The sequence below is a fragment of the Cellulomonas marina genome (assembly GCF_900111925.1).
GTDB lineage: Bacteria > Actinomycetota > Actinomycetes > Actinomycetales > Cellulomonadaceae > Cellulomonas > Cellulomonas marina.
Map to the genome: position 1 here is coordinate 186,721 of NZ_FOKA01000003.1, position 26,217 is coordinate 212,937.

Annotated in this window: 19 protein-coding genes; 15 read left to right on the forward strand and 4 right to left on the reverse strand. The window is 76.7% G+C overall.

All coding sequences use genetic code 11. The annotated features are described in order from the left end of the window. Positions 1–24: 24 nt before the first annotated feature. Positions 25–765 (reverse strand): hypothetical protein, encoded by a 741-nt coding sequence (locus tag BM048_RS04870; protein ID WP_239078608.1) that lies wholly within the window; start codon positions 763–765, stop codon positions 25–27. Positions 766–1,027: 262 nt separating this feature from the next. On the opposite strand from BM048_RS04870, the gene BM048_RS04875 reads away from it, so the two are divergent. The 6 genes from BM048_RS04875 to BM048_RS04900 all read left to right on the forward strand — a co-directional run bounded on the left by BM048_RS04875 (position 1,028) and on the right by BM048_RS04900 (position 9,519). Then, positions 1,028–2,650, forward strand: a complete 1,623-nt coding sequence (locus BM048_RS04875; protein WP_139224298.1) for an esterase/lipase family protein — start codon at positions 1,028–1,030, stop codon at positions 2,648–2,650. Between the two features lie 158 nt (positions 2,651–2,808). Continuing rightward, positions 2,809–3,741 carry an HhH-GPD family protein gene (locus BM048_RS04880; RefSeq protein ID WP_373308385.1) on the forward strand — a complete coding sequence of 311 codons (933 nt, stop codon included), beginning with the start codon at positions 2,809–2,811 and terminating at the stop codon, positions 3,739–3,741. A gap of 148 nt (positions 3,742–3,889) precedes the next feature. Next, on the forward strand, positions 3,890–4,546 hold the full coding sequence (locus BM048_RS04885) for an RNA polymerase sigma factor (RefSeq protein ID WP_239078609.1): 657 nt from the start codon (positions 3,890–3,892) through the stop codon (positions 4,544–4,546). Continuing rightward, positions 4,543–5,079, forward strand: coding sequence for a hypothetical protein (locus BM048_RS04890; protein ID WP_090031146.1), 537 nt, complete (start codon positions 4,543–4,545; stop codon positions 5,077–5,079). Before BM048_RS04885 ends, BM048_RS04890 begins: the two co-directional genes overlap by 4 nt. A gap of 37 nt (positions 5,080–5,116) precedes the next feature. Further along, a complete protein-coding gene (locus tag BM048_RS04895) occupies positions 5,117–6,835 on the forward strand; it encodes a S8 family peptidase (RefSeq protein WP_090031148.1) in 1,719 nt (572 codons plus the stop codon). After that, a complete protein-coding gene (locus BM048_RS04900) occupies positions 6,832–9,519 on the forward strand; it encodes a CHAT domain-containing protein (protein WP_090031149.1) in 2,688 nt (895 codons plus the stop codon). Before BM048_RS04895 ends, BM048_RS04900 begins: the two co-directional genes overlap by 4 nt. A 4-nt stretch (positions 9,520–9,523) precedes the next feature. Here BM048_RS04900 and BM048_RS04905 read toward each other — a convergent pair whose 3' ends face one another. Then, complete coding sequence (locus BM048_RS04905; RefSeq protein WP_090031151.1) at positions 9,524–10,066, reverse strand: amino-acid N-acetyltransferase; 543 nt, start codon at positions 10,064–10,066, stop codon at positions 9,524–9,526. 9 nt (positions 10,067–10,075) lie between these two features. Then, positions 10,076–11,101 (reverse strand): sugar-binding transcriptional regulator, encoded by a 1,026-nt coding sequence (locus BM048_RS04910; RefSeq protein WP_244890634.1) that lies wholly within the window; start codon positions 11,099–11,101, stop codon positions 10,076–10,078. A 242-nt stretch (positions 11,102–11,343) separates the two neighbouring features. On the opposite strand from BM048_RS04910, the gene BM048_RS04915 reads away from it, so the two are divergent. The 8 genes from BM048_RS04915 to BM048_RS04950 all read left to right on the forward strand — a co-directional run bounded on the left by BM048_RS04915 (position 11,344) and on the right by BM048_RS04950 (position 22,872). Then, complete coding sequence (locus BM048_RS04915; protein ID WP_090031152.1) at positions 11,344–13,173, forward strand: glycerol-3-phosphate dehydrogenase/oxidase; 1,830 nt, start codon at positions 11,344–11,346, stop codon at positions 13,171–13,173. A 158-nt stretch (positions 13,174–13,331) separates the two neighbouring features. Then, on the forward strand, positions 13,332–14,018 hold the full coding sequence (locus tag BM048_RS04920) for an MIP/aquaporin family protein (protein WP_239078629.1): 687 nt from the start codon (positions 13,332–13,334) through the stop codon (positions 14,016–14,018). Between the two features lie 77 nt (positions 14,019–14,095). After that, positions 14,096–15,616: a glycerol kinase GlpK gene (gene glpK / locus BM048_RS04925; RefSeq protein WP_090031154.1), complete on the forward strand. Its 1,521-nt coding sequence runs from the start codon at positions 14,096–14,098 to the stop codon at positions 15,614–15,616. A gap of 193 nt (positions 15,617–15,809) precedes the next feature. Continuing rightward, a complete protein-coding gene (locus BM048_RS17690; RefSeq protein WP_139224299.1) occupies positions 15,810–16,613 on the forward strand; it encodes a hypothetical protein in 804 nt (267 codons plus the stop codon). A 1,130-nt stretch (positions 16,614–17,743) separates the two neighbouring features. After that, positions 17,744–19,723 carry a DNA helicase RecQ gene (gene recQ / locus BM048_RS04935; protein WP_090031318.1) on the forward strand — a complete coding sequence of 660 codons (1,980 nt, stop codon included), beginning with the start codon at positions 17,744–17,746 and terminating at the stop codon, positions 19,721–19,723. A gap of 3 nt (positions 19,724–19,726) precedes the next feature. Beyond that, a complete protein-coding gene (locus tag BM048_RS04940; protein WP_090031157.1) occupies positions 19,727–20,191 on the forward strand; it encodes a tRNA (cytidine(34)-2'-O)-methyltransferase in 465 nt (154 codons plus the stop codon). Further along, positions 20,192–21,247: a hypothetical protein gene (locus BM048_RS04945; protein WP_090031158.1), complete on the forward strand. Its 1,056-nt coding sequence runs from the start codon at positions 20,192–20,194 to the stop codon at positions 21,245–21,247. A 65-nt stretch (positions 21,248–21,312) separates the two neighbouring features. Continuing rightward, positions 21,313–22,872: a UxaA family hydrolase gene (locus BM048_RS04950; RefSeq protein WP_090031159.1), complete on the forward strand. Its 1,560-nt coding sequence runs from the start codon at positions 21,313–21,315 to the stop codon at positions 22,870–22,872. Between the two features lie 75 nt (positions 22,873–22,947). Here the strand turns inward: BM048_RS04950 and uxaC are convergent, their stop codons facing one another. After that, positions 22,948–24,417: a glucuronate isomerase gene (gene uxaC, locus BM048_RS04955; RefSeq protein ID WP_090031160.1), complete on the reverse strand. Its 1,470-nt coding sequence runs from the start codon at positions 24,415–24,417 to the stop codon at positions 22,948–22,950. 122 nt (positions 24,418–24,539) lie between these two features. On the opposite strand from uxaC, the gene BM048_RS04960 reads away from it, so the two are divergent. Further along, the gene (locus tag BM048_RS04960) at positions 24,540–26,201 is read left to right on the forward strand and encodes a mannitol dehydrogenase family protein (RefSeq protein WP_239078610.1); all 1,662 of its coding nucleotides are present in this window, start codon (positions 24,540–24,542) and stop codon (positions 26,199–26,201) included. The last annotated feature ends 16 nt before the right edge of the window (positions 26,202–26,217 follow it).

Below are 26,217 nucleotides of genomic sequence, written 5' to 3' on the forward strand. Positions count from 1 at the left end.
GCCGATCCAGGCCCCCGGTCGGCCTCAGCCGAGGGTGAAGACCGCCGGCTGGGCCGTCGCACCCGCGACCGAGAACGTCAGGGCGTAGGTCCCCGACCCCGCGGTCGCCTGCCCGCCGGGGCAGCCCGGTGCCGACCGGACCCGGTCCCACGCCAGGCTCTGCTCGTCGCCCGAGCCGCCCGCGAGCAGCAGCAGGCGGGAGCCCTCCCCCTCCGGCACGCAGTCCCGCGGCGACCACACGCGGTCGTCGCCCGAGGTGAGCACGACCTCCCGGTGCGCGTCCCCCGCGTCGACGAGGCACGGGTCGTCCCCGGTGTTCTCGATGCGCAGGGTGAACGTCGGGTCGGTGCCCGCGGGGAAGGCCGTCGTCGTCGGCACGGCCGCCACGCGCAGCGCGTCGGCCGTGCACAGCGGCACGCCGGAGATCTCGCTGGGGCTGGGGCTCGGTGCCGCCGCCGGCGCCCCCTCCGCACCGGAGGCGTCGCCCGTCGCCCCCTGCGCCGAGGCCTGCCCGCCGGCCACCCCGGCGACGAGCGCCCCGGCCGCCGGGCCGTCCGTCGCGGCCGCCCCCTCGTCGGGCGACAGGAGCCTCACCACCGCCACGACGGCGACGACCACCGCCGCGACCAGCGCCAGCAGCACGACCAGCGCGACAGCGCGACGCCGGCGGTAGACGTGCGCGGGCAGGGGCCGGGCGGCCCCGGTCCCCGGGCGCGCGCCGCCGGGCGAGGGCCGCCCCGACGGGGCACGGGTGGACGCGGGCACGCGGCTCTCCTCGGGACGGGTCCGCACGGGGACGGGTGCGACGGGTCGGTCGGGCGCCGGGCGCGGCACCCGGTCGTCGTCACCCTAGGCACGACCGCCGGCGGCCCGGGGAGGCCCGGCGGCGCGTCGTCGGGGCGGCGTCGGAGCGGCGTCGGGGCGTGCGGTACGCCGGCGAGGGCCTTCCGGCGCGCCCGCGCCCGCGCGTAGCATCCCGAGCGGGGCAGGGGTGCCCGGCCCAAGTGGCGCGGACCGAGGGGGCCGCATGACGACGGCAGCTCGACCACTGGTGCTCGTCCGCGGCTTCGGCGGCGTGGACGTCGGCGACGAGACCGCCAGCCCCTACCAGGGCTTCAACGACGGCTCGGTCTACCCCACCCGGCGCGGCGAGAACTACATCTACGAGGGCTTCGTGCTGCGCGCGCTGAAGTCCGAGCGCTACCCGTACCGCGACGCGACGAACGTCGTCGGGTTCTACGCCCGGGACGTCGACCCCCCGCACGACCCGCGGCACCTCGACGAGGACTCCGTGCGCGGCAGCGTCGTGCTCGACCCGACGACCGAGGCGCGCGTGCTGCGGACGGGTGTGGCCGGGACGATCTGGGTCTACCGCTACTACGACCTGCGGCCACGCGCCCTCGAGCGCTACGGCGAGGGGCTGCACCGGCTCGTGCGGCTGATCGAGCGGTCCGCGGCCCGCCACGGCGAGGACTTCGACGGCGTCGACGTCGTCGCCCACAGCATGGGCGGCCTCGTCGTGCGCGAGGGCCTGGCGAGCATGCACCGCGAGGAGGCCGGCGCGGCCCTGCGGCTCGTGCACCGCGTCGTCACGCTCGGCACCCCGCACCGGGGCATCGCCTTCCAGCGGGCGCCCGGGTGGCTGCTGCGCATGCTGCCGCTGGTCGAACGGGCCGAGCGGGAGCTGTCGTCGTTCGACCCGACGAGCACGCGGTTCACCGAGTGGGCCGAGTGCTTCGACGTCCGACGGGTCCTCACCGTCGTGGGCACGAACCACCGCGCCTACGGCGTCGCGGTCGCGTCGGCGGCCAACCGCCTGGCCACGCTGCTCGACGAGGGCACCCTCGCGCACCACCGCAGCGACGGGCTCGTCCTGCACTCCTCCGCCCAGCTGCCGGGGGCGCCGCGGACCTTCGTGCACAAGTGCCACGGCGGTCCGGACTCGCTCGTCACCTCGCGGGAGACGTACGAGATCGCCATGCGGTTCTTCCACGGCACGCATCGCGTGACGCTCCGGCTCGACGAGGCCGACGTCAGCCGGGGCGGGGACCTCTTCGGGCGCAGCGAGTTCTACCTCGGGGTGTCGGTGAAGCCGCGGTTCGTCGACTTCGAGCTGGTGCACCACAGCGCCGAGGCGCAGAACTGCTACGGCCCGTTCCACCGTCCTGACCTGACCGACCCCCTCCCCGACCTGCAGGAGGAGCTGTCCCGACCGCTCGCCGAGCGCGGCGACCGCACGACGGGCTGGGCGGGGCCGGACCGCCTGCTGTGGGAGGGGTGGGTCGACGCGGGGGCGGTGCCGGAGGGCGCCCAGGGGCTGGTGCTGCGCCTCGACGTCTACCTCGGCGAGCGCGACAGCACGGGCCTCGGCTTCTCCGACAACGTGGTCTTCCACAAGCAGTACTACGTGCAGGTCTTCCCCGGCTCGCCGTGGGAGCTGTACGTCCACACCGGCGAGCGGTACCTCGTCGACGACCCCGCCCACGACCGGGCGAACGACCAGGACGGCATCCGGGCGGTCGCGCGCCCGGGGGCCGCGGCCGAGGTCCAGTCCTCCCGCGAGGTGCCCGGCCACCCCGACGAGCGCACGTTCGACGTCGCCGGCACGGGCTTCTCGGCCCGATTCCGCGTCGGCGTCGGGCCCGCGTAGGCCGGCCGCCACCGCCCTGAGGACCAGCCCGGCACCGGCACCGGGGTGACGACGCGGTGGGGCAGGATGCCGCGGTGCCCCCCGCCGCGCCGTCCGACGTCCCCCCGGCCGTGCCGGCGAACATACGGCTGGGCGGCCCCGCCGACGTGCCCGCCGACGTGCCCGTCGACGCGCCGGCCGACGCGCGGGCCGACGCCTCGCCCGCGGACGTCCGCGAGCGCGTCGTCGCCTGGTTCGACGAGCACCGCCGCGACCTGCCCTGGCGCGCGCCCGACCGCACCGCGTGGGGCGTGCTGGTCAGCGAGGTGATGCTGCAGCAGACGCCCGTCGTCCGCGTCGAGCCGGCGTGGCGGGCGTGGATGGCGCGCTGGCCGACCCCGGCCGACCTCGCGGCGGCGGGCACCGACGAGGTGCTGCGGGCCTGGGACCGGCTGGGCTACCCGCGTCGGGCGCTGCGGCTGCAGGAGTGCGCGCGGGCGGTCGTCGAGCGGCACGGCGGCACCGTGCCGGCGACGGCCGACGAGCTGCTGGCGCTGCCCGGCGTCGGCTCCTACACCGCGGGGGCCGTGCTGTCCTTCGCGTACGGCCGGCGGGCCGTGGTGCTCGACACGAACGTCCGGCGGGTGCTGGCGCGGCTCGCGGTCGGCGAGGCGCTGCCCGGGCCGGCCGTCACGGCGGTCGAGACGCGGCTGGCGGAGGCCTGGCTGCCCGACGACGACCTCGGTGCCGCCCGCTGGGCCGCCGCCTCGATGGAGCTCGGCGCGCTCGTGTGCACCGCCCGGTCGCCGCGCTGCGCGGCCTGCCCGGTCGAGGACGCCTGTCGGTGGCGTCGCGCCGGCAGCCCGCCCGACGCGCACGCGCACCGCCGGCGCACGCAGGCCTGGACGGGGACCGACCGCCAGGTCCGCGGACGTGTCATGGCCCTCCTGCGCGAGGCCCCGGGCCCCGTGCCGGCGCACGTCGTGGCGGGCACGTGGCCCGACCGCGTCCAGCGCGAGCGGTGCCTGGCGGCGCTCGTCGCGGACGGCCTCGTCGTCGAGCAGGCGGGCGCCGGCGAGGACGACGAGGTCGCCTACGCCCTGCCGCGCTGAGACCCCGCCGCAGGACTCCCGCCGCAGAACACCCGCCGCCGGGTATCAGGACGCGGCGGCCCGGCTCCTGACCCCCGACAGGAGGGGGCCGACGATGCCGACCGCACCACCCTTGTGGGCGACACCGCCGCGGGGCCAGCATGTCGCCGTGGACGACCGCACGCGGGCGCACGGCGCGTCCGTCGTGGCGCCCGCGGCCGAGGCGCCGGTCTGGGAGGTCGCGGCCGAGGCCTTCACGGCCTGGCGTGACGGCGACGCGGCCGCCGTCGGCACCCTCGTCCGCGCGCTGACGCCCACCCTGTGGCACGTGGTGCGGGCCTACCGGCTCGACGAGGAGACGGCCCGCGACGTCCTGCAGGTGGTGTGGGGCCGGCTCGTCACGCACGCCGCCACCGTGCAGGACCCCCGCGCCGTGACCGCGTGGCTCATGACGACGGCCCGCCGGGAGGCCTGGCGCGCGGCCGGCCGCGAGACCCGGGCGCACGCCGCCCCCGACGAGCTGCTCGAGCGGGCCGCGCCGCCCGTCCCCGGCGCCGACGAGCTCGTCGGCACCCGGGTGCGGGACCGGGTCCTGTGGCAGGCGGTGGCCGCGCTGCCCGAGCGGTGCCGCCGCCTCCTGCGCGTCGTCGCGTTCGACGAGCGGCCCGACTACCGGCGCATCGCCGAGGACCTCGGCATGCCCGTCGGCAGCATCGGCCCGACCCGCGGCCGGTGCCTCGTCCGGCTGCGGGCGCTGCTGGCGGGGACCGAGGCCGGTCCGCCGGCGGAGGGCGACGCCCTGCCCGGGACGGGGGCGGGGACGTGAGCGCCACCGACGACGCCGCGCTGCTGCGCCGGCTGCGCGCGCTGTGGGAGGAGGCCGACCCCGTCCCCGCCGACCTGGCCGACGAGGCGCTCGCCGCCGTCGAGGCCGCCGGGCTCGAGGCGGAGTGGGCCCTGCTCGACGCGGTCGGCCTGCCGGGCGGGCTCGTCGGCGCCCGCGGGGACGACGACGTGCGCACCCTGCAGTTCTCCGACGGCGTCCACGACGTGCTCCTGCGCGTCGCCGCCCTGGCCCCGGGCGCGACCGGTGCCGTGGGTGCCGTGGGCGTCGCGGGACCCGCCCCCGCCCCGCGGCGGGTCGACGGCTGGGTCGCGCCGGCCCGGCCGGGGCAGGTCGTGCTGCGTCGCGGGGACGACGAGCTGCGCGCGGAGGTGGACCGCCACGGCCGCTTCGCCCTCGCCCGCGTCCCGGCCGGGCCGGCCAGCCTCTGGTTCGAGCCGGCCGACACGCCGGCACCGGAGGACGCGGACGCCGCCCGTCCCCTCGGCTGGCGCACCCCGGCCTTCGAGGTCTGAGCCGCACCCACCCGCAACCCGAGCAGAGGAGTGCACCGTGACACCGCAGCGACGCCGGCGTCCCGCGGACCCGAGGGCGGCCGCGGGGCCGCGCTGGTCCCCGGAGGTCCCCAGCACGCGGTGGGCGGCGCTGCCGGCCGCCGCCGACCGCGTCGTCCTCGACGAGCGCACGGCCGTCCCCGTCCACCCGACCGTCCGCGCGCCGGACCGGCTGCTCGTCTCCACGCTGCGCGACCCCGAGGCCGCCGTCGCGCTGCTGCAGGAGGCCGCGGACGACCTCGGGTGGGTCGTCGAGCGCGACCCGGACGGCGCCCGCACCTCCTTCACCGAGGACGAGCGCCGCACCCGCGAGCGCGCCGAGCGGCTCCCCTGGGCCACGGGACCCCTGGGCCTCGTCGTCCTCGTCGTGCGGGCCGGTCCGCAGGCCCTGCTCCCGCCCGACGCGTGGGCCCTGCTGCAGCGGGCCCGGCGGCGCGCGCGCTCACCGCTGGACCTCGTCGGCGTCGGGCTGGACCACGCGGTGCTGCTCACGGGCCGGCTCTCGTCGAGCCCCTTCCACCAGAGCAACCCGTTCCACCAGTCGAACCCGTTCCACCAGAGCAACCCCTTCCACCAGTCCAACCCGTTCCACCAGAGCAACCCCTTCCTCGGCGAGGGCACGGCGACGTCGGCTTACGCCCTGCCCGGCTCCGGCGGGCTGCAGCCCGTCGCGTGGGCGGGCGTCCGGCCGTCGCGCGACCCCTCCCCCGACCGCCCCCGCACGGCGGTCGGCGTGCTGGACACCGGCTGCGGCCCGCACCCCTGGTTCGACGAGGCGCCGGTGCCCGTCGTGGAGCGCGCGGTCACCGTCGACGGCCGGCCGGTCGGGCTCGACGACCCCCTCGCCGACCCGGAGGTGCACCCCGACCAGACCGGGCCCCTCGACGGGGTGCGCGACCCCCTATCCGGGCACGGCACCTTCATCGCCGGCCTCGTGCACGCGGCCGCCCCCGACGCCCAGGTGCTCGCGTGGCGGGTCGTCGGCTCGGACGGCGCCATCGCGGAGAGCGACCTCGTCGCGGCCCTGGACTCCCTGGCCGAGCTCGTCACGCGCGAGGCCGACGCCCCCGGGACGGGTCGTGCCCTGGACGTGCTCAACCTGTCCCTGGGCTACTACCACGAGACCCCCGTCGACGCCCTCCTCGACCCCACGCTGTACGAGTACCTGGCGGCCATCGGCCGGACGGGGACGGTCGTCGTGTGCTCGGCGGGCAACGACGCGACGGCCCGGCCGCTGTTCCCGGCGGCGTTCGGGCCGTGGAGCACCGGGGCGCCGCCGGTGGTCGTGGACCCGCAGGCCGCGCCGCTCCTCGCCGTGGGGGCGCTCAACCCGGACGGCACCGACGCGCTCTTCTCCAACGCGGGCCCCTGGGTCGGCACGTGGGCGCCTGGCGCGGCCCTGGTCTCGACGCTGCCGACGGGGTTCGACGGCGGCTGGGGCGCGCTCGCGGCGACGACCGCCGGCGGCCGGCGGCGCTCCACGGTCGACCCCGACGCGTTCGGCGGCGGGTTCGCCGTCTGGAGCGGCACGTCCTTCGCCGCCCCCGTCGTCGCCGGGCGCATCGCGGCCGTGCTCGACGAGAGGCTGCGCGCGGAGGGCCCCGCACCGGACTCGGCCGCCCGCGTGCAGCGCGCCCGTGCCGCCGTCGAGCGGGTCCTGGCCCGCGGCGAGGCCGCGCGGCGGGTGCTCCTCGCCGCCCGCGCGCCCGGCGGGTGAGGGCCACGCGCACCGGTACGACCACCCGCACGGCCACCCGCACAGCCCCGGCCGACGCCGCCGCGCTGCACGCCCGCGCCCTCGCGCTGGTCAACCGCGGGCGCCCGGCAGCCGCCCGCCCCCTGCTGGACCGAGCCGCGACCGCGGCGACCACCGCCGGAGACGGCGACCTGCTGGCGCGGGTGCTCGGCACGCGCGCGTACGTCGAGGCCGAGACGGGGGACGCGCCGGCGGCCGTGGCGCTGTGCGAGCGGGCGCTGGCCGTGCCGGGCGTGGACGGGCAGGTGCGGGCGACGATCGCGGGGCAGCTGGGCCTCGTCGAGCTGCGGCGCGGGGACGCGCGGCGCGCGCTGACCCACCTCGACCGGGCCCTGCCGGGCCTGCACGAGCCCGCCCTGCGCGCCCGCGTCCTGCTCAACCGCGGGAACGCGCACCTCGAGCTCGGCCACGGCGCCGCCGCCGAGCGCGACTACGCCGCCGCGCACGACGCCTACCTCGCCGCCGGCCGGCGCACCGACGCGGCGCTCGCCCGGCACAACCAGGGGTACGCCGCCGGCCGCGCGGGGGACCTGGCGCTCGCCCTCGACCTCATGGCCGGCGCGCGCGACGACGCGGTCGCGGGGTCGCCCGTCGCGACGGCGGTGTCGGACGCCGACCGCGCCGAGGTCCTCCTGGCCGCCGGGATGCCCGCGGAGGCAGCCCCGCTGCTCGCCCGCGCGGCCGCCGTGCACGGGGCCCACGGCCTGCGCCGGCCCCAGGCCGAGGCCGAGGTGCTCCTGGCCCGGACGCTGCTGACCTCCGACCCCGCGCGGTCGGCCGTCGTGGCCCGGCGTGCCGCGCGGCGGCTGCGCGCCCACGGCGCCCCCGTGCCGGCGCTGCGGGCGGAGGTCGTCGCGGCGGCGGCCGCGACCGCGGCCGGCCGTCCTCCGGCGGCGGCGGACCTCGACGACCTGGAGGCCCGCGCCCGCGCCGCCGGCCTGCCCGACGAGGCGACCCTCGTCGCGCACCTCGCGGCGCGCGCCGTCCTGGCCCGCGAGGGCGCGGCCGCGGCGTGTGCGCGGCTGAGGCGGGGTCGGCTCCCGGCCCGCGCGGGGGCGACCGTGTCCACGACGACGCTCGTCGCCGCGCTGGAGGTGCGGGCGACCGTCGCGCTGGCCGCCGGACGGCGGGCCGAGGCGCTCGCCGCCGCGCGACGCGGCACGGACCTGCTGCGCCGGTGGGAGGCGCGGCTCGGGTCGCCGGACCTGCAGGGCGGGGTCGCCGGTCACGGGCGCGGGCTCGCCCTGGTGGGGACCGCGGCCGCGCTGGCGGGGGGCCGGGCCGAGACCGTGCTGGCGTGGTCCGAGCGCGCGCGCGGGCTGGCGTCGGTCGCGGTGGGCCCCCGGGCGCCCGGGACCGACCCGCCGACGCCCCTCGCCGCCGCCGGCGACACCCTCGGCGCCCCCGTGACCGACCCCGCCCGCCACCCCGCGCCCGACCCCGCCGCCGAGGCGGAGCTGACCGAGCTGCGCGCGCTCGGCGCGGACGCGACGGGTCCGGACCGGGCGCGCGCGGAGGCCCTGCAGCGCCGGCTACGGGAGCGGCGCTGGGTGGCCGCCGCCGGCCCCGAGGAGTCGCGCGGCGACGGCGGCGGCGGTGACGGTGACGATGAAGGCGGCGGCGACCGTGACGGCCCCGTGCCGCCGGTACGCCTCGCGGCGCTGCAGGCGGCGCTGGCGGCCACCGCGACGACCGCGCTCGTCTGGGTCCGGACGGCGGACGGCCTGCACGCGCTCGTCGTCGGGCCGGCGTCCGCGCGGCTGGTCGCGCTCGACGCGACGGGTCTCGGGCCGGACCTCTTCGCCGGTCTCCGGGCCGACCTCGACGTCGTCGCGGCCCGGCTGCCCGCCGCGCTGCGCGCCCCCGCGCGGGCGGCGCTCGACGAGCGGCTGGCCCTCCTCGCGGCTCGGGTCGTCGCGCCGGCGCTCGCCGCCGTGCCGACGTCGCGGGTGGTCCTGTCCGTGCCGGGCATGCTGGCGGGCGTCCCGTGGACGCTCGTCCCCGGGCTCGACGACCGCGCGGTGACCGTCGCCCCGTCGCTCACGCGCTGGGTCCGGCAGGTGGGAGGGCCACGGCCGGCGGCGCACCCGCCGGGCCCCGCGTCGGCGCTCCTCGTCGCCGGCCCGGACGTGCCCCGGGCGGAGGAGGAGGTGCGCGCGGTGGCGGCCGTCCGGGCGGCGACCGGGCTGGCGAGCACGCTGCTCGTCGGGCCGGACGCCACGACCGCCGCCGTCGCCGGTCCCGCGGCCCGTGCCGACCTCCTGCACCTCGTCGGGCACGGGCGGCACGCGCCCGAGAACCCGTGGTTCTCCGCGGTCCGACTCGCCGACGGGCCCTGGTGGGGCTACGACGTCGGCCGGCTGGCGGCGGTGCCGACGACGGTGGTGCTGTCCGCGTGCGAGCTCGGCCAGGCGTCGGGCCCGTGGGGCGACGAGTCGCTCGGCATGGCACGCGCCTGGTTGCACGCCGGTGCACGCTGCGTGCTCGCGTCCCCCGCCGCCGTGGCCGACGACGAGGCCTGCGTCCTGCTGCCGGCCGTGCACGCGGGACTGGCCGCCGGGCGCTCGCCCGCGGAGGCGCTCGCCGACGCCACCGCGAGCACCGGTGCCCGCACGCCCGTGCAGGCGTACGGCGCCGGCTGGTAGGGCGCTACAGCTCCAGCAGCATCCGCGTGTTGCCCAGGGTGTTGGGCTTCACGCGTGCGAGGTCGAGGAACTCGGCGACGCCGTCGTCGTGGGAGCGCAGCAGCTCGGCGTACACCGCGGGCGTGACCGGCGTGCCCTCGATCTCGCGGAAGCCGTGGGACCGGAAGAACGCGACCTCGAAGGTCAGGCAGAACACCCGCTGCAGCCCGATCGACCGCGCCCGCGCCACCAGCCCGTCGACGAGCGCGTGCCCCACGCCCTGGTGCCGCGCGCGCGGCGAGACCGCCAGCGTGCGGATCTCCGCCAGGTCCGACCACATGACGTGCAGCGCCCCGCAGCCCAGGACCTCGGGCCGCCCGCCGCCCGTCGTGCCGCCCGTCGTGCTGGACGGTCCCGTGCTCTCGGCGACGAGGAACTCCTGCACCGACTCGTAGTAGCCCACCCACTCCTTGGCCAGCAGGATGCGCTCCGCGGCGTAGGGCTCGACGAGGTCGTGGATCGCGTGGACGTCGGCCGGGAGCGCGGGCCGCACGTGGAACGAGGTCACGGGCGCAGGCTAGCCCGCACGCCGTCCGCGCCCCCGTCGCGCCGGCCCGCCGCCGGCGTGCTCGAGCAGGCGCGTGGCCGTCAGCTCGTCGATGACCAGGTCCGTGACCACCCCCGCACGCAGCGCCGCCAGCAGGGGGGCGATCTTGTTGTCCCCCGCCACGACGCACACGCGCCGCGGGACGCGCACGAGCTCCTCCGGCGTCGGCCCCGTCGCGCGGGCGTTGAGGCCCACGTCGCGCCAGGAGCCGTCGGCGCGCAGGAACACCGTGCACACGTCCCCGACGACGCCCTCGGCGTGCAGGGTCGCCACGTCCTCGTCGTCGAGGTAGCCCGCGGCGTAGACGTGGCTGGGCACCGCACCCGCCACGGCGCCGACGCTGAACAGCGCGATGTCCGCGCGCCGCTGCATGTCGAGCACGCGCAGCACCGACCGCTCGCGCCACATCGCCGCCTTCGTCTCCGGGAAGTCGAAGAACGCGGGCACCGAGAAGTGGTGCACGGCGGCCCCGAAGGCGGTGCCGAAGCTCGAGATGAGGTCGGAGGCGTACTCGATGCCCGACGTGCGCATGTTGGCCGCGCCGTTGAGCTGCACCACGGCGGACCCGCGGGTCGGCTTGGGGGCCAGGAAGCGCGAGACGGTCGCCAGCGTCGTCCCCCAGGCCACCCCGAGCACCATGTCCGAGTCGAACCACGACGACAGCAGCCGCGCCGCCGTCATGGCGACCTGGTCCAGCCGCTCGACCTGGCCGGCGGAGTCGGGGACGGGCACGACGTACGCGTCGAGCCCGTAGGCCGCCGCGACCGTCCGCCCGAGGCCCGGGGCCCGCGTGCTGGCCGGCCGCAGCGTGATCTCGACCAGGCCCGTCTCGCGCGCACGTTTGATCAGCCGCGACACCGTGGACCGCGAGGTGCCCAGGTGCCGCGCGATCACCTCCATCTTGAGGTCCTGCAGGTAGTACATCGACGCCGCACGCAGGACGTCCTGCTCCCGTTCCGCCACCTCCATGCCGACCTCCTCGTCGCCCAGGGGCATCGTGGCCCGCCGACTCGCGGCCGCGCCAGGGGCCTGCGTGCACGTCCGTCCGCCCTCGAGACCACCCCTCCGGGGGACGGGGAGGCCATTGTGCACATCCGTTCAGCGGTGTTGCGCGAACGTTCGTCCCCTGGGAACGATGTCGGGGCAGGAGGCCCGGTGGGCCGCGGGGACGCGCCCGGCCCTGCCGGGCCGCACGACGGACCACCGGTGCGACGAGGCACGACGAGAGGACCTGGCCCATGAGAACCGCTCCGCTGACCGCGGCGGCCCGCCGCGACGCGCTCGACCGGATGCGCCGCAGCACCGAGAGGGACGCCGAGCTCGACGTCCTCGTCGTCGGCGGTGGCGTCACCGGTGCCGGCATCGCGCTCGACGCCGTGAGTCGCGGGCTGTCGACGGCGATCGTCGAGGGGCAGGACTGGGCGTCGGGGACGTCGTCGCGCTCCTCGAAGCTCGTCCACGGCGGCCTCCGCTACCTGCAGATGCTCGACTTCCACCTCGTCCGCGAGGCCCTCACGGAGCGCGACCTGCTCATCACGCGGCTGGCGCCGCACCTGGTCAAGCCGGTGTCGTTCCTCTACCCGCTGGAGAACCGCGTCTGGGAGCGGGCCTACGTGGGGGCGGGCGTCGCGCTGTACGACACGCTGGCCTCCGTCTCCGGCAGCCGCCGCGCGATGCCGATCCACCGGCACCTGACGCGCAAGGGCATGGAGCGCCTGTTCCCGGACCTGCGCCACGACGCCGCCATCGGCGCGGTGCGCTACTGGGACGCGTCCGTCGACGACGCGCGGCTCGTCGAGACGCTGGTGCGCACGGCCGTGTCCTACGGCGCCCACGCCGCCAGCCGCACGCAGGTCGTCGACCTGCACACGACGCAGGCCGGGGCGGTCACGGGCGCCGAGCTCGTCGACCTGGGGACCGGCGAGCACCTGGACGTGCGCGCCCGCTCGGTCATCAACGCCACGGGCGTGTGGACCGAGCAGACCGAGTCGCTGGCCGGCTCCGACGGCGGCCTGCGGGTGCTGGCCTCCAAGGGCATCCACATCGTCGTGCCGCGCTCGCGCATCGCCGGCGACACCGGGCTGATCCTGCAGACCGAGAAGTCGGTCCTCTTCATCATCCCGTGGTCGCGGTACTGGGTCATCGGCACCACGGACACCCCGTGGGAGCAGGAGCTGACGCACCCGGTCGCGACGAGCGAGGACATCGACTACGTCATCGACCACGCGAACACGGTCCTGGCACGGCCGATCACGCGCGAGGACGTCATCGGCACCTGGGCCGGCCTGCGCCCGCTGCTGCAGCCGGGCACGAAGGAGGGGACCTCGTCGGCCAAGGTGTCGCGCGAGCACACCGTCGCCTCGCCGGTCCCGGGCCTCACGGTCATCGCCGGCGGCAAGCTGACGACGTACCGCGTCATGGCCAAGGACGCCGTCGACTTCGCGATCGGCTCCCGCGCGACGACGCTGCCCTCGCTCACGCACGACCTGCCGCTGGCCGGCGCCGAGGGCCTGTCGGTCTTCCAGCGCCAGGCCAAGAGCATCGGCGACCGCTGGGGCTGGGACCGCTTCCGGATGGACCACCTGCTGCACCGGTACGGCTCGCTGCTGTCCGAGCTCGTCGAGCTGTGCGAGGCGGACCCCGGCCTGGCCCTGCCGCTGGAGCACGCGCCGGCGTACATCGGCGCGGAGATCGTCTACGCCGCCAGCCACGAGGGCGCGCTGCACCTGGACGACGTCCTCATGCACCGCACCCGGCTCAACTACGAGCAGGCGGACAAGGGCGTCGGCGCCCTCGAACAGATCGCCGACCTCCTGGCCCCCGTCCTCGGCTGGGACGACGAGACCCGTCGTCGCGAGATCGCGGCGTACGTCGCCCGGGCCGAGGCGGAGGACCGCGCCGCCCAGCAGCCCGACGACCGGTCGGCCGAGGCGGCCCGCCTCGCCGCCGAGGACGTCGTGTCGCTCCTGCCCCTCGACGGCACGGGGCACAAGGGTGGGAACCCGGGGGCGGGGCTCAAGCCCGGCTCCCCCGCCGGCATGGGGACCGCGGCCCCCTACGGCACCTGAGCTCGACCGGCGGCACCCACCCCGCGGGTGCCGCCGCCTGCTGGACCGCACCGGGACCTGCCCCCGGTACGGAGTGACGACGACGTCAAGAGAAAGGGTCTTCCGTGGACTCCATCAGCATCGGAGAAGCGTTCGGCTCCGAATTCCTGGGCACCGCGATGCTCATCCTGCTCGGTGCCGGTGTGGTGGCCAACGTCATCCTGCCGAAGACCAAGGGCTTCGGCGGCGGCTGGCTCCTCATCAACTTCGGCTGGGGCCTCGCGGTCTTCGCCGGCGTGTACGTGTCCTTCAAGTCCGGCGCGCACCTCAACCCGGCCGTCACGCTCGGCCTGTGGTCGTCCGGCGCGGAGGAGTTCGCCCCGGGCGTGCCGGTCTCGGTCGTCAACGGCTTCCTCTACGTGGTCGCCCAGGTCGGCGGCGCCATGCTCGGCGCGGTCCTGGCCTACCTCGCGTACAAGAAGCACTTCGACGAGCAGGCCGACCCGGGCGTGAAGCTGGGCGTGTTCTCCACCGGCCCGGAGCTGCGCGCGTACTCCTGGAACTTCCTCACCGAGGTCATCGGCACCTTCGTCCTCGTGTTCGTCGTGCTGCTGTTCGGCAACACCCCTGCGGAGATCGGCCCGCTCGCCGTCGCGCTGCTCGTCGTCGGCATCGGCGCCAGCCTCGGCGGCCCGACGGGCTACGCCATCAACCCGGCCCGTGACTTCGGCCCGCGCCTCGTCCACGCGCTGCTGCCCATCCGCGGCAAGGGCTCGTCCGACTGGGCCTACTCCTGGGTGCCGGTCGCCGGTCCCGCGGTCGGCGGCATCCTCGCCGGCCTCGTCGCCCGCTGGTACCTGGGCTGACGCCCGCCACCGTCCCACCCCTCCCCGCTGCACGCCCGGGCACCGACGCCCGGACCGACGACGAAGGAAGACAGCACATGGCCGAGCAGTACGTCATCGCGATCGACCAGGGCACCACCAGCAGCCGCGCGATCCTCTTCGACCACGGCGGCAGCATCGTCTCCGTCGGCCAGAAGGAGCACGCGCAGATCTTCCCGCGCGCCGGCTGGGTCGAGCACGACCCCGAGGAGATCTGGAACAACGTCCGCGAGGTCGTCGCGCTGGCGCTCACCCGCGCCAACAAGACCCACCACGACATCGCGGCCGTCGGCATCACCAACCAGCGCGAGACGGCCGTCGTGTGGGACCGCACCACCGGCAAGCCCGTCTACAACGCCATCGTCTGGCAGGACACCCGGACCCAGAAGATCGCCGACGAGCTGGCCGCCCTCGGCGGCGGCAACGACCGGTACAAGGACCGCGTCGGCCTGCCGCTGGCCACCTACTTCTCCGGCCCGAAGATCCGCTGGATCCTCGACAACGTCGAGGGCGCCCGGGAGAAGGCCGAGAAGGGCCAGCTGGCGTTCGGCAACACCGACTCCTGGGTGCTGTGGAACATGACCGGCGGGGTCGAGGGCGGCATCCACGTCACCGACGTCACCAACGCCTCGCGCACGATGCTCATGAACGTCGACTCGCTCACCTGGAACGAGGAGATCGCGGCGGAGATGGGCGTCCCGCTGTCGATGCTGCCCGAGATCCGCTCGTCGTCCGAGGTCTACGGCCACGGCCGCCAGGGCGGTATGGTCCCGGGCGTGCCGATCGCCGGCATCCTCGGCGACCAGCAGGCCGCGACGTTCGGCCAGGCCTGCTTCGAGGTCGGCACCGCCAAGAACACGTACGGCACGGGCAACTTCATGCTGCTCAACACCGGCACGGAGCCGGTACCGTCGAAGAACGGCCTGCTGACCACGGTCGCCTACAAGATCGGCGACGCCCCGCAGGTGTACGCCCTCGAGGGCTCCATCGCCGTCACCGGGTCGCTCGTGCAGTGGCTGCGCGACAACCTCGGCTTCTTCATGGAGGCCCAGGACGTGGAGTACCTGGCCTCGAAGGTGGAGGACAACGGCGGCGCCTACATCGTCCCGGCGTTCTCGGGCCTGTTCGCCCCGTACTGGCGCTCGGACGCCCGCGGCGCGATCGTCGGCCTCACGCGCTACGTCAACCGCAACCACCTGGCCCGCGCGGCGCTGGAGGCCACCGCCTTCCAGACGCGCGAGGTCCTCGACGCCATGAACGCGGACTCCGGCGTCGCGCTGACGGAGCTCAAGGTCGACGGCGGCATGACGAAGAACGACCTGCTCATGCAGTTCCAGGCCGACATCCTCGACGTGCCCGTCGTCCGCCCGAAGGTCGCCGAGACGACCGCCCTCGGCGCCGCCTACGCCGCGGGCATCGCCGTCGGCTTCTGGAAGGGCGAGCAGGACGTCATCGACAACTGGGCCGAGGACAAGCGCTGGACCCCCGACCTGGAGTCCTCCGAGCGCGACCGCCAGTACCGCCTGTGGAAGAAGGCCGTCCAGAAGACCCTCGACTGGGTCGACGACGACGTCCAGTGACGTCGTGACCCGGTGACCGTGGTGCTCGGCCGCCCGTCGAGCACCACGGCCCGCCGATCGCAGGATCCGCCGACACCCGACGGCCCCGGCACCTCTGCCGGGGCCGTCGGCACGTCCCCAGACCCGCCGTCCGCCGCGACCGTCCACCGCCGGAGTCCGCGCGCGGTCCCGCCGCCCTCAGGACCGTTGTCCTGTGCCCGTGCTCCCGGACGTCCCACTGCCACCACTGGCCACCTCCTGCGCGCTGCTCCTACCCCACCTCCCACTAGATGCCGCGTTCTCCCGGTGGACCGCCCTCCGCCTCCGAGGGGCGGCCCTTCCCGAGCGGTGGAGCGACGACTGCGCCCTCCACGTCGCCGTCCCGCCCGGCACCCGCATCCCGCGCCGCCGGGGAGTCGCAGCACACACGTCCAGCGCACTCCTGGAACCCGACGCCGCCGCCACTCACCTCGGCCTGCCGGTCGTCACCGCCGCGCACGCCTGGGCCCAGCTCGCGCCCGTGCTCGGCGAGCGCGACCTCCTCGAGCTCGCCGACGCGCTCACCGCGCACCGCGTCGCCGTCACGACCCGTGACGAGCTCGGCGGCGCCGTGGCGTCCATGCCGACCGGCAGCCGCGGCCGCAGGACAGCGGCCGCGGTGGCGCGCAGCGTCCTGCCCGGGACGTGCTGCCCCCTCCAGGCGGCCACGCACCGCGCCCTGCACCTCGGCACGCTGCCGCGGCTCCGGGACCTCACGCACCGAGCGGCGTTCGGCCGACAGGCGGGCCCCCTCCTCGGCTACCCCGAGCACCGTCTCGTGCTGGACTGCGACGCCCCGCAGCACGCGCTGGAGGGCCGGTCGGCCCTGCACGTGCGCACCCGGCGCGAGCGGCTCGTCGAGGAGGGCTGGGTCGTCCTGACGGTCCTCCCCGAGGACCTCCACCACCACGCCCTCCGCCTGCGCCACCGCGTCAGACGCGCCCTCGCCCTCGCCACGCGGGCGACGCCCGGCAGCTGACCCGCCGACCTCCTCGGCGCGACCACGCGGACCACCGACGAGCCGCGTGGCCCTCGGCGTCGGGGCACCACGGCGAGCCTCGTCGCGCCCACCCACCACGGCGAGCCTCGGCCACGCCGGCCCGCCCGCCGCGCCAGGGCGAGCCTCGTCGCGCCCGCGCATACGGCGAGCCTCGACGACGCCGGCCCGCCCGTCGCGCCAGGGCGAGCCCCGTCGCGCCCCGCGCACCACGGCGAGCCTCGGCGACGCCAGCCAGCCCGTCGCGCCACGCCAGGATCTGCCCCTCACCGCTGTCCTCGCGGCACTACGTCGAGGTACCAGCAGAACACCCCCGTCGTCGGCGTGTCGTGGCATGTCGACGGACCTCGACGACGAGAACGCCCGCAGGTGCGGCACCGACGCGGTCGGTGCGGGCCACCTGCTGCAGTGCATCCGGCGTCGTGGCGCCTGGCCCGCCTCGCTCGTGCGACCGACGAGGCAGGTGACCCCGCCGATCGCGCGAAGGTGCGGACCCACCCCCGGGGGCCCCAGCGGCTGCATCGCGCAGTCGTCCACCGTCGACACGTTCCCTCATCGGCCCCCGCGCCCGGTCGGGATGCCACGACACGCCGTCGACAGGGTGCCGACTGCGGTATCTCGACGTAGCAGCGCGAGAGACGTCGTGGTCGGCGACGGTCACCAGCCGCGGCTCTCCGGTGCGGCACTCCGGTGCGGCACTCCGGTGCGGCACTCCGGTGCTGCACTCCGGTGCGGTACTCCGGTGCGGCGCTGCTGTGGACGGCGGCGGGGGGCGAGGAGGGGGCTCGTAGGCTGGGCGGGTGACGGTGGAGCGGGGCGTGCAGGTGCCGGGCGACGAGGACTGGTACCCGCCGGTGACCGAACCCCCGGCATGGGACGACGAGCCCGACGCATGGGCTCCCTCACCCGTCCACGCCGGCCGGGCATCCGCTGGAGAGTTGTCGCGGTTGCGGACGACGTCCGAGCGGACTGGCTCCGAGCGGACGATGTCGGAGCGGACGACGTCCGAGCGGACGATGTCGGAGCGGACGACGTCCGAGCGGGCGTCGGCACGGCGGGGGGACCGCGAGGGCGGTGGCCGGCCGTCGACCCCGTCCCCCGCGGGCACGGAGATGCGGGCGGAGGAGGTGCGGGCGGCGGCGCGGTTCGCCGGGCGGGATCCCGTGGAGGTGCTGCGGGAGGTCTGGGGGTACGAGGGGTTCCGCGGCGACCAGGCCGCGGTGGTGCAGCACGTCGTCGACGGCGGGGACGCCCTGGTGCTCATGCCGACCGGCGCCGGGAAGTCGCTGTGCTACCAGGTGCCGGCCCTCGTGCGGCCCGGGACCGGCGTCGTGGTGTCGCCGCTCATCGCGCTCATGCAGGACCAGGTGGACGCGCTGTCGGCGCTGGGCGTACGTGCCGGGTTCCTCAACTCGAGCCAGGACGCCGGGGCCCGACGCGCGACGGAGGAGGCGTTCCTCGCCGGGGAGCTGGACCTGCTCTACCTGGCCCCCGAGCGGCTGGTCGTGCGGGAGACGGTCGCGCTGCTCGACCGCGGGACGGTGGCGCTCTTCGCCATCGACGAGGCGCACTGCGTGTCCCAGTGGGGGCACGACTTCCGACCGGAGTACCTGCAGCTCGCGCTGCTGGAGGAGCGGTGGCCCGACGTGCCGCGCATCGCCCTCACCGCCACGGCGACCGAGCACACCCGCGCCGAGATCGCTACGCGCCTGCAGCTCGAGGACGCGTTGCAGGTCGTCGCCAGCTTCGACCGGCCCAACATCCGCTACCGGATCGAGCCCAAGGACAACCCGCGCGCGCAGCTGCTCCGCCTGATCCGCACGGAGCACGACGGGGACTGCGGGATCGTCTACTGCCTGTCCCGGAACTCGGTGGAGCAGACGGCGGCGTTCCTCGTCGGGGAGGACATCCCCGCGCTGCCGTACCACGCGGGTCTCGACCGGCGGGTGCGGCAGGAGAACCAGGCCCGGTTCCTGCGCGAGGACGGCCTCGTCATGGTCGCGACCATCGCGTTCGGCATGGGCATCGACAAGCCGGACGTGCGGTTCGTCGCGCACCTCGACCTGCCCAAGTCCGTCGAGGGCTACTACCAGGAGACGGGCCGGGCGGGCCGGGACGGGTTGCCGTCGACGGCCTGGCTGGCCTACGGACTGGCCGACGTCGTGCAGCAGCGGCGGCTCATCGACACCTCGGACGGCGACGCCGCGCACCGGCGGCGGCTCACCGCGCACCTCGACGCGATGCTCGCGCTCTGCGAGACGGTGACGTGCCGGCGCCAGGGGCTCCTCGCGTACTTCGGGCAGCCGTCCGAGCCGTGCGGCAACTGCGACACCTGCCTCACCCCGCCGCAGACGTGGGACGGGACCGTCGCGGCGCAGAAGCTGCTGTTCACGGTCGTGCGGCTGGACCAGCGGGGGCAGCGCTACGGCGTCGGACACGTCGTCGACGTGCTGCGGGGGAAGACGACCCCCCGCGTGACGCAGCTCGGGCACACCGCGCTGAGCACGTTCGGGATCGGCGCCGACACCAGCGAGGCGGAGTGGCGCGGGGTCGTCCGCCAGCTCCTGGCCCGTGAGCTGCTCGCGGTGGACACCGACGGCTACGGCACGCTGCGCCTCACCGAGGGCAGCGCCGGGGTGCTGCGGGGGGCGACGCCCGTCCCGCTGCGGAGGGAGGAACCGCGCCGGCCCTCGTCGCGCGGGGACCGGCGCGGCGGCGGGAGTGGCTCCGCCGGGAAGGCCGCGGCCGACCTCGACGGGGACGCGGCGGCGCGGTTCGAGGCGCTGCGCGCCTGGCGGGCGACGACCGCGCGGGAGCAGGGCGTGCCGGCCTACGTCGTCTTCCACGACGCGACCCTGCGCGACATCGCGGCGCGCCGGCCGGCGACGACGGCCGAGCTGGCCGGGGTGAGCGGCGTCGGCGCGGCGAAGCTCGAGCGGTACGGCGCGGGCGTCCTCGCGGCGCTGGGCGCAGGGCCGGGCACGGGCGACGGCACGGGCGACGGCAGGGGCGACGACGCGGGTGGCGACGCGGGTGCCACCGACCCCAGGTCCCGCGTGGCCGACGACGAGGGCCTGGCCCTGGGGGTCTGACCCGTGCTGCACGTCGTCTTCCACGAGCCGCGCATCCCCGGCAACACGGGCAACGCCATCCGCATGGCGGCCGGGACGGGGGCCACGCTGCACCTCGTCGAGCCGCTGGGGTTCGACCTGTCGGAGGCCCGCCTGCGACGGGCCGGCCTGGACTACCACGACCTGGCGCACGTCGTGGTGCACGGCGACCTGGACGCACTGCTCGCGACGCTGCCCGACGCGCGGGTGCTGGCGTTCACGACGCAGGCGACGCGGTGGCACACGGAGGTGGACTGGCGCGACGGCGACGTCCTGCTCTTCGGGGCCGAGCCGACGGGGCTTCCCGCCGAGGTCGTGGCGCACCCGCGTGTGACGGACCGCGTCCGCATCCCGATGCTGCCGGGGCGGCGCTCGATGAACCTGTCGAACGCGGCCGCGGTGGCGACCTACGAGGCGTGGCGCGTGCTCGGCCACCCGGGCGGGGTCTAGGTGCCGGGGCGCGAGGCCCGGACGGGCTTCGACCCGCGCGTGCACGGGTTCCGGTTCCCCAACGCCTTCATCAACGTCGTGCTGCCGCTGCCCGGCGGCCGGCGGGTGGCCACGGCGGGCCGGTGCGGCGGCATGGCGGCGCTGGCGCTGGACCACCACCACGCCGGCGTCCCCGCACCCCGGCTCGACGCCGGCCTCTGGGCGCCGCGTCGCGTCCCGTCCGACGGGCACTGGCTCGCCGACGCCCTGCTGCGCCGGCAGCTGCGCACCTTCGCGCAGCCGCGCGTGCTGCGGTTCCTCACCTGGTCGCTGCGGCCCGACGAGGACCGTCCGCCCGTCATCGGCGTCGGGACGCTGACCCGCCGGGACGGGCTGCCGGCGGTCCTGGCGGAGCTCGACGCCGGGCGGCCGGTGCTCGTCGGGCTCGTCGTGGCGCGCCGGCTGCCCGCCGCCGGGGACAACCACCAGGTCGTCGCCCACGCGTACCGGACCGACGGCGTGACCACCGAGCTGGACGTCTACGACCCCAACCACCCCGGACGTACGACGCGGCTCACCGCCCGCGCGGGCGGGACCGGGTGGAGCTCGAGCACGGGCCGGACCTGGCGCGGCCTGTTCGCGCTGCGGTACGCGCCGCGGCCGCTGCCGCTGGTGCTCACGCGGCAGCCCGCCGAACCCGGTCGGACCGTCCGCCCCGGGGACCGCGTCGTCCTCGCCTCGCTGCGCACGGGCCGGACGCTCGCCACCGACGGCGGGCCCGACAGCCGGCCCGCCGGCCTGCCGGACGGCCCGCCCAGCGGCCGGCCCGACGGCCGCGCCGAGGACGCCCACGCCGCGCGCTGGCTCGTCGGGCAGGACCGGTACGGCCGCCCGCTGCTGACACCCGTCACCGCCACGGGCTGCTCCCCCTGGTCGCCCGCGGTGGTCCTGCCCGCGGGGACGTCCCGCTGGCGCGCCGGCACCCCCGTGCGCCTGGCGGGCACGGACGACGAGCGCTGGTCCGTCGTCGAGGCGCTGCCGCCCGACCGGTGGGACACCCCTGTCGTGACGCGCTGAGAAAGCGTTATCTTGGCGAGGCGCACCGCTGGGGCGCGCACGGACCGGAGCGAGGACCTGCCCGCATGACCACGACCGCCACCCCGCTCGCGCTCGCCGACGTCGCGCTCCGCCTGCGCCCCGGCGACCACGTCGCCGTCGCCACCCGCGAGCTGCGCCGGGGCACGCAGGTGGCGCTGCCGGCCGCGGACGGCGGCCTCGTCGTCACCCTGCCGCTCACCGTCCCGCGCGGGCACAAGCTCGCGGTCCGGGCAGCCGGCGCCGGAGAGCCGGTCCTCAAGTACGGCCAGTCGATCGGCCGCGCCACCCGGGACATCGCCCCCGGCGACCACGTGCACAGCCACAACCTCGGCATGGACGACGCGGACCGGGCCTACGAGTTCGGCACGGCCCGCGTCGCGCTGCCCCCGGCGGCCGTCGAGCGGACCTTCCGGGGCTACCGTCGCGCCGACGGCCGCTGGGGCACGCGCAACTACATCGGCATCGTCACGAGCGTGAACTGCTCGGCCTCCACCGCCCGGCTCATCGCGGACCAGTTCCGCGGGCGCGTGCTCGACGCCTACCCGCACGTCGACGGCGTCGTCGCCCTCACGCACGACACCGGCTGCGGCCTGGTCCCCACGAGCGACGGTGCGCAGGTCACGCGCCGCACGCTGCGCGGGTACGCGTCCCACCCCAACATGGCGGGCCTGCTCGTCGTGGGACTGGGGTGCGAGATGCTGCCCGTCGACGGCCTGCTCGACGGGCTCGCGCTCGCCCCGGGCACGCCGGTCCGGCGGCTGGTCATCCAGGAGACCGGCGGCATCCGCGCCACGGTGCGCGCGGGCGTGGCCGCCATCGAGGAGATGCTCCCCGCGATCGACGCCCTGCGCCGCGAGGAGGCACCGGCCTCGGCGCTGGTGCTCGGCCTCAACTGCGGCGGCTCCGACGGGTACTCCGGCATCACCGCCAACCCGGCGCTGGGCCGGGCGAGCGACCTGCTCGTCGCGCAGGGCGGCACGTCGGTCCTGGCCGAGACGCCGGAGGTCTTCGGCGCCGAGCACCTGCTGCTGCGGCGGGCCGTCAGCCGGGAGGTCGGCCAGCGGCTGCTCGACCGGCTGGACTGGTGGAAGGGCTACACCGCGGCCGGCGGCGGCACCATGGACAACAATCCCTCCCCCGGCAACAAGGCCGGCGGCCTCACGACCATCCTCGAGAAGTCGCTCGGCGCGGTGGCCAAGGCGGGCACGGCCGAGCTCGTCGCCGTCAAGGAGTACGCCGAACCCGTCACGGAGCGCGGGCTCGTCTTCATGGACACGCCCGGCTACGACCCGGTGTCTGTCACGGGCATCGTGGCCGGCGGCGCGACGGTCGTCGTCTTCACCACCGGCCGGGGCTCCGTGCTCGGGTGCAAGCCGTCGCCGTCCATCAAGGTCGCGACCAACACCGAGACCTACGAGCGCATGCGCGAGGACATGGACCTCGACGCGGGGCGCATCGTCACGGGCACCGCCACCGTCGAGGAGATCGGCGAGGAGCTCTTCGAGCGCGTCCTCGCCGTGGCCTCCGGTGAGCAGACGGTGTCCGAGGAGCTGGACCTCGGGTCCGACGAGTTCGTGCCCTGGCAGCTGGGCGCCGTCACCTGACGGTGCCCCGCCGGCGTGCCCAGCCCGCCTGCCCGGCCGGCGTGCTCGGTCGGCACGCCCGGCCGGGCCGGGCGATCAGCCCAGCAACGGCGGGTAGGCCGCCTGCGGCAGGCGGTACGCGAGGTCGACCGCCGTCTCGACCGCCTCGTCGAGGTCCAGCCGGTGCTCGGCGACGAGCCGCGCGAGGTACCCGGCGTCGACGCGCCGGGCCATGTCGTGCCGCGCGGGGATCGACAGGAATGCCCGCGTGTCGTCGACGAACCCGGTCGTGTTGAAGAAGCCGGCGGTGTCGGTGACCGCCTCCCGGAACCGCCGCATGCCGTCGAGCGTGTCGAGGAACCACCACGGCGCACCCAGCCGCACCGCCGGGTAGACGCCGGCCAGCGGCGCCAGCTCGCGGCTGAACGCGTCCTCGTCGACGGTGAACAGCACGAGCCGCAGCCGCGGGTGGTGCCCGTACCGCTCGAGCAGCGGCCGCAGCGCGCGCGTGTACTCCGTGACGACGGGGATGTCGTAGCCGACGTCGGGTCCGCGCTGCACGTGCACCCGCGGGTCGTGGTCGCGCAGCACACCCGGGTGCAGCTGCATGACGAGGCCGTCCTCCGTGGACATCCGCGCCATCTCGAGCAGCAGGTGCCCGGACAGGGCCTGCGCGGCGGCCGGCTCGACCTCGCCGCGCAGCGCCGCGACGACGACGCGGTCCGCCTCGGCCGGGTCGAGCGGCGTGGTGTCCGCGGACAGGTGCCCGTGGTCGGTGGCGCGCGCGCCGGCGGCGACGAAGGCGCGGCGGCGCTCCTCCAGCGCGGCCAGGAGGGTGGGCAGCCCCGTGACCTCGATCCCGGCACGCTCCCCGAGCCGCGCGACGTCGGTCCGCCAGGTCGGCCGGTCGACGTGCAGCACGGCGTCCGGCCGGAACGTGGGCACCACCCGCGACCACCCGCGGGCGGCCAGCGCCGCGTGGCTGCCGAGGTCGGCGTCGGCGGCGTCCGTCGTCGCCAGGATCTCGATGCCGAGCCTGTCCAGCAGCGCCAGGGGGCGGAAGCCGGGCTCGGCCAGCCGCGTCGCGACCTGGTCGTACGTCGCGTCCGCGCTGGCCGCCGACGGACGGTCCTGCACGCCGAGCACCTCGACGAGCACGTGCTCGAGCCAGAACCGGGTCGGCGTCCCGCGGAAGAGGTGCCAGTGCGAGGCGAACGTCCGCCAGATCTCCCGCGGGTCGGTCTCGACCGCACCCCCGTCGCGCCGCGGCACGCCCAGCGCGTCGTGCGGCACCCCCTGGGAGACGAGCATCCGGACGAGGTAGTGGTCGGGCACGACGAGCAGCGAGGCCGGGTCCCCGAACGCCTCGTCGCGCTCGAGCAGGCCGACGTCGACGTGCCCGTGCATGGAGACGATCGGGAGGTGCTGGATCGCCTCGAGCACCTGACGGGCCAGCGACCGCAGCACGGGGTCGGCGGGCAGGCCCCGGTCGGGGTGCAGCGTCCAGCCGGTGCCGGTACCGGCACCGGTGCGGGCGCCCGGACCCGACGTCGTCGTGGCGGTCATGGCCGTCCCTCCGGCCCTTGTGGGCCCGGTGCTCGTCGTGGTGAAATCGCTTTCTAGCCTAGCCCGCCCGACGAGACGGCGGTCAAGCCCGGCCGCACGGCCCGACGAGCAGGAGCCCCCGCGTGAGCACCACCACCGAGCCGGCTGCGCCGCCGACCGACGGCACGACCCGCTCGACGACCGGCTCCACCGCCGGCTCGACGGCCGACGCGTCGACCGATCCGTCGCTCGCCACGCCCCCCCGGCTCTCCCTGCGGACGTGGGCGGACCGCGCCGCGGCCGGGCTGCCGGCGGGCGTCAGGGGCCCGGCGGTCGACCCGCGCGGCCTGCGGACGGGCGTCGTGCACCTCGGCCTCGGTGCCTTCACCCGCGCCCACCAGGCCGTCTGCACGGAGGACGCGGCCGCCGCGACGGGCGACGACCGCTGGGGCGTCCACGGCGTCACGCAGCGCAGCGCCCGCGTCGCCGAGCAGCTCGCCCCGCAGGACGGCCTCTACGGCGTCCTCATGCTCGGCCAGGACGGGGCGGGCGCCGAGACGGCGTCGCTGCGCGTCGTCGGATCGCTGCGCGAGGTGTCGTTCCCCGGCCGCGACACCGCACGCGTGCTCGCGGCGCTGGCGGCCCCGACGACGCACGTCGTCACGCTCACCGTCACGGAGAAGGGCTACCGCCGCCGCCCCGACGGGACCCCCGACGTCACCGACCCCGACCTGGCGGCGGACCTCGCCGCGCTGGTCGACGAGCTCGACGCACCCGCGTCCCGCCCCCTCGACGACGCACCCGCGGCGCGCTCGCCGCTGGGGATGCTCCTGCGCGGGCTGGCCCGGAGCCGGCGGGCGGACGCCGGCCCGCTCACCGTGGTGTCCTGCGACAACCTCAGCGACAACGGCCACGTGCTGGGCGGACTCGTGCACGCCGCGCTGACGTCGCCGCCGGTCGCCGGGCGCGCCGGGGCGGACGCCCTCGCCGCCTGGGTCGCGACGCACGTGCGGTTCCCCTCGACGATGGTCGACCGCATCGTGCCCGCCACGACGCCGGCCCACCGGAACCGGGCGGCGGCCCTGCTCGGCCTGCGGGACGAGGGCCTCGTCGTCGCCGAGCCCTTCCTGCAGTGGGTCGTCGAGGACGACTTCGCCGGGCCGCGGCCGGCCTGGGAGCAGGCCGGTGCGACGCTGACGCACGACGTCGCGCCCTACGAGCGCGCGAAGCTGCGCGTCCTCAACGCGTCGCACTCCGCGCTCGCCTACGCCGGCGCGCTGCGCGGCCACGCGACGATCGCGGAGGCCGTCGCGGACCCGGACCTGCACGCGCTGGTCCGCGCGCTCGTCGACGAGGACGTGCTGCCGACGCTCGTCGCGCCGGACGGCATGGACCTGCCCGCCTACCGCGACGAGGTCCTGGCCCGCTTCGCCAACCCCGCGACCGGGCACACCACGGTGCAGGTCGGCATGGACGGGTCGCAGAAGCTGCCGCAGCGGCTGCTCGGCACGGTGGCGGACCGGCTCGCGGCCGGCGCGGTCCCGGCCGCGAGCGCGGCGGTGCTGGCCGCGTGGGTGCGCTGGGTCCGCGCGACCAGCGCGGGCACGGCCGTCGTCGCCGGTCGTGCCGTCCCGCTCGACGACCCGCTGGCCCCCGTCCTGGCCGAGGCGCTGACCGGACCCGAGGAGGGGCTGGCCGACCGGGTGCTGGGCCTGCGGCAGGTGGTGCCGCCGGCGCTCGCGGGCGACGACCGGCTGCGCGACGCCCTGCGCGCGGCGCTGGCGGCGCTGCCGGACCGCCGCTGAGCGACCGAGCAGCAGG